General features: G+C 70.7%; 4 protein-coding genes. All 4 read left to right on the top strand.

Annotation, left to right across the window (positions count from 1 at the left end; translation table 11 throughout):
- A partial coding sequence (locus tag G6019_RS05430; protein WP_182627170.1) for a copper transporter occupies positions 1 to 355 on the top strand: 355 nt, incomplete at its 5' end.
- An 82-nt stretch (positions 356 to 437) separates the two neighbouring features.
- Positions 438 to 2,243 (top strand): CTP synthase, encoded by a 1,806-nt coding sequence (locus G6019_RS05425; protein ID WP_231750585.1) that lies wholly within the window; start codon positions 438 to 440, stop codon positions 2,241 to 2,243.
- Between the two features lie 6 nt (positions 2,244 to 2,249).
- On the top strand, positions 2,250 to 2,819 hold the full coding sequence (locus tag G6019_RS05420; RefSeq protein WP_107756359.1) for an NUDIX domain-containing protein: 570 nt from the start codon (positions 2,250 to 2,252) through the stop codon (positions 2,817 to 2,819).
- A 54-nt stretch (positions 2,820 to 2,873) separates the two neighbouring features.
- Positions 2,874 to 3,202, top strand: a 329-nt coding sequence (locus tag G6019_RS05415; RefSeq protein ID WP_182627167.1) for a site-specific integrase, incomplete at its 3' end; no start/stop codon positions are given.

The raw sequence follows: 3,202 nt of genomic DNA, 5'->3' as shown, positions 1-3,202 counted from the left end.
TTTCGAGCAGGGCACCCTCCGGCCGGGTCAGCTGGCCCTGATCGTCACCGGCCCCGGCGAGGCCGAATCGACCGCCGTCCGGCTGGCCGCCCTCGCACGGACCCTCGACGCCGAGGGCGCGGGGACGGTCGTGTCGGCCGAACTCACGGGCACGCAGGGGTACGACGCGGTGACCGTACTGCGGTCCTCCGGGGAGGACGGGGTCTCGACCGTCGACTCCGCGGGTTCCGACTCGGGCCGCCTGGCGACGGGACTCGCGCTCGCGGAGCAGCTCGCACGAGGCCAGGGTCACTACGGTCTGCGTCCGGACGCGACCGCGGCGGTGCCGTCGCTCCCCACCGCGCCTGCGCGGTGATAGCCTGAAGCCCCGTGGGGTGCACCGGAGCCACACCAGCATTCATCCATTCCGGCGTCTGGACACGGGAGTCCCCTTGGCACTGAACCGAGCCGCGTCGCGGTCCGCGACCAAGCACATCTTCGTCACCGGTGGCGTGGCGTCGTCGCTGGGTAAGGGGCTGACCGCCTCCAGCCTGGGGCAGCTCCTCACCGCGCGCGGACTGCGCGTGACCATGCAGAAGCTCGACCCGTACATCAACGTGGACCCGGGCACCATGAACCCGTTCCAGCACGGTGAGGTGTTCGTCACCGAGGACGGCGCGGAGGCGGACCTCGACCTGGGGCACTACGAGCGCTTCCTCGATCGCGACCTGAGCGCCAACGCCAACGTGACGACCGGACAGGTCTACTCCGCGGTGATCGCCAAGGAGCGTCGCGGCGAGTACCTGGGGGACACCGTCCAGGTGATCCCGCACATCACCGACGCGATCAAGGAGCGCATCATCGCGATGGGCGCGCCCGACGAGCAGGGGCGCCGCCCGGACGTCGTGATCACCGAGGTCGGCGGCACCGTCGGCGACATCGAGTCGCAGCCCTTCCTGGAGGCCTGTCGGCAGGTCCGCCACGAGGTCGGGCGCGAGAACATCTTCTTCCTCCACGTGTCGTTGGTTCCGTATCTCGCGCCGTCGGGCGAGCTCAAGACCAAGCCCACCCAGCACTCCGTGGCGGCGCTCCGGTCCATCGGCATCGTCCCGGACGGTCTGGTCCTGCGCTGCGACCGTGAGGTGCCGGACGGGTTGAAGTCCAAGATCGCGCTCATGTGCGACGTCGACCTCGAGGGCGTCGTCTCGACCCCTGACGCGCCCAGCATCTACGACATCCCCAAGGTCCTCTTCGGTGAGCACCTCGACACCCACGTCATCCGCAAGCTCAATCTGCCCTTCCGGGACGTCGACTGGACGGTGTGGGGCGAGCTGCTCAGGCGTGTGCACGAGCCCCGCGAGGAGGTCGAGATCGCCCTGGTCGGCAAGTACATCGACCTGCCCGACGCCTACCTCTCGGTGACCGAGGCCCTGCGCGCGGGTGGCTTCGCCCACCGGGCGCGGGTCAACATCCGGTGGGTGGAATCCGACGCCTGCGTGACCGAGGCCGGCGCGCGGGAGGCACTCCGGGGAGTCGACGGCATGCTGATCCCCGGCGGCTTCGGCATCAGAGGGATCGAAGGCAAGCTCGGCGCGATCTCGTGGTCCCGCAGGAACGGGATCCCGTTGCTGGGTCTGTGCCTGGGACTGCAGTGTTCGGTGATCGAGGCGGCCCGGTCGGTGGGACTCGAGGGCGCGTCCTCGACGGAGTTCGAGCCCGACACCGAGCACCCGGTGATCTCCACGATGGCGGACCAGGTCGACGCCGTGGCGGGCAACGCCGATCTGGGGGGCACCATGCGACTGGGCGCGTACCCGGCGGTCCTGAGCAGGGGGTCGCTGGTCGCCGAGGCGTACGGCGCCACCGAGATCTCCGAACGGCACCGGCACCGGTTCGAGGTCAACAACGCCTACCGGGACAGGATCGCCGAGTCCGGGCTCCGCTTCTCCGGCACGTCTCCCGACGGCCACCTGGTCGAGTTCGTCGAGTACCCGCGGGAGCAGCACCCGTTCTTCGTCGCCACGCAGGCGCATCCGGAGTACAAGTCGCGGCCCACCCGCCCGCACCCGTTGTTCGTCGCCTTTATCAAGGCGGCGCTGGACTACGAGAACGAGATGCGGCTGCCGGTCGAACCGTGGCGGGCCGACCAGTCGGGGGAGCCCGCTCCGGCGACCGTCGCCGCGCCGGACGCCGGGACGTCCAGTGTCCGCGTCGATGACGTCGACGCCGAGCTGACCTCCGACGCCCGCGCGGACGGGAGCTGATCACCGGTGGCCGACTCCGGCGCCCCCGGGTCGCACGACTACCGGACCGTCGCCAGCCGGGAGATCTTCGACGGCCGGATAGTCCGGTTGCGCGTGGACACCCTCACGATGCCGGGCGGGGGGACCGCCGAGCGTGAGATCTGCGGGCACGATGACGCCGTCGCGGTGATCGCGCTCGATGACGCCGATCGGATCACGCTGGTCCGTCAGTACCGCCACGCGGTGGGGGAGCGACTCTGGGAGCTGCCGGCGGGGTTGTGCGACGTCGAGGGGGAGCAGCCCGTGGAGACCGCACGCCGTGAGCTGGTCGAAGAGGCCGGGGTGGAGGCGCGGTCCTGGGAGCCGGTCATCTCGATCGTCCCGTCACCGGGCTTCTGCACCGAACGCGTCCACGTGTTCCTCGCCACGGAGCTCAGTGAGGTGGACCGTCCGGAGGCCCATCACGAGGAGGCGGATATGGAGGTCACGCGTATCCCGTTCCCCGACGCCGTGGACGCCGTGTTGGACGGGCGCATCGTCAACGGCATCGCCGTGGCCGGGATCCTCGCCGCACGGGCGATGCTCGCCGGGCGCTGACCGGGCGCCAGCGATGATGCCGGCCGCTGCCCTGATGACGCCGTCCGTACCGCGATGACACGTCACGACGGCGCTGCGGTCCAGATCCGCGGATACCTCGACCACCTCGCCGTCGAACAGGGGGCCTCCGCCCACACCCTCGCCGCCTACCGGCGTGACCTGGAGAAGTACCGGCTCTACCTGTCGGAGGCGGGGGTCGAGGATCTCGGGGCCGTGACCGAATCGCATGTCGAGGAGTTCCGGGTGCGGCTCGCCACCGCCGACCCGGACGTCGGCAGGAGAGCGCTCGCGCCCAGTTCGGTCGCCCGTGCGCTCGCCGCGGTCCGGGGACTGCACCGGTTCGCCACCAGGGACGGCGTGACCCGTGTCGACGCCGCGGCTGC

Origin of the sequence: Dietzia sp. DQ12-76 (assembly GCF_014145045.1) — a bacterium.
Taxonomy (GTDB): Bacteria; Actinomycetota; Actinomycetes; order Mycobacteriales; family Mycobacteriaceae; genus Dietzia.
The sequence above is the reverse complement of the archived record's forward strand: the minus strand, read 5'-3'. Positions and strand labels throughout refer to the sequence as shown.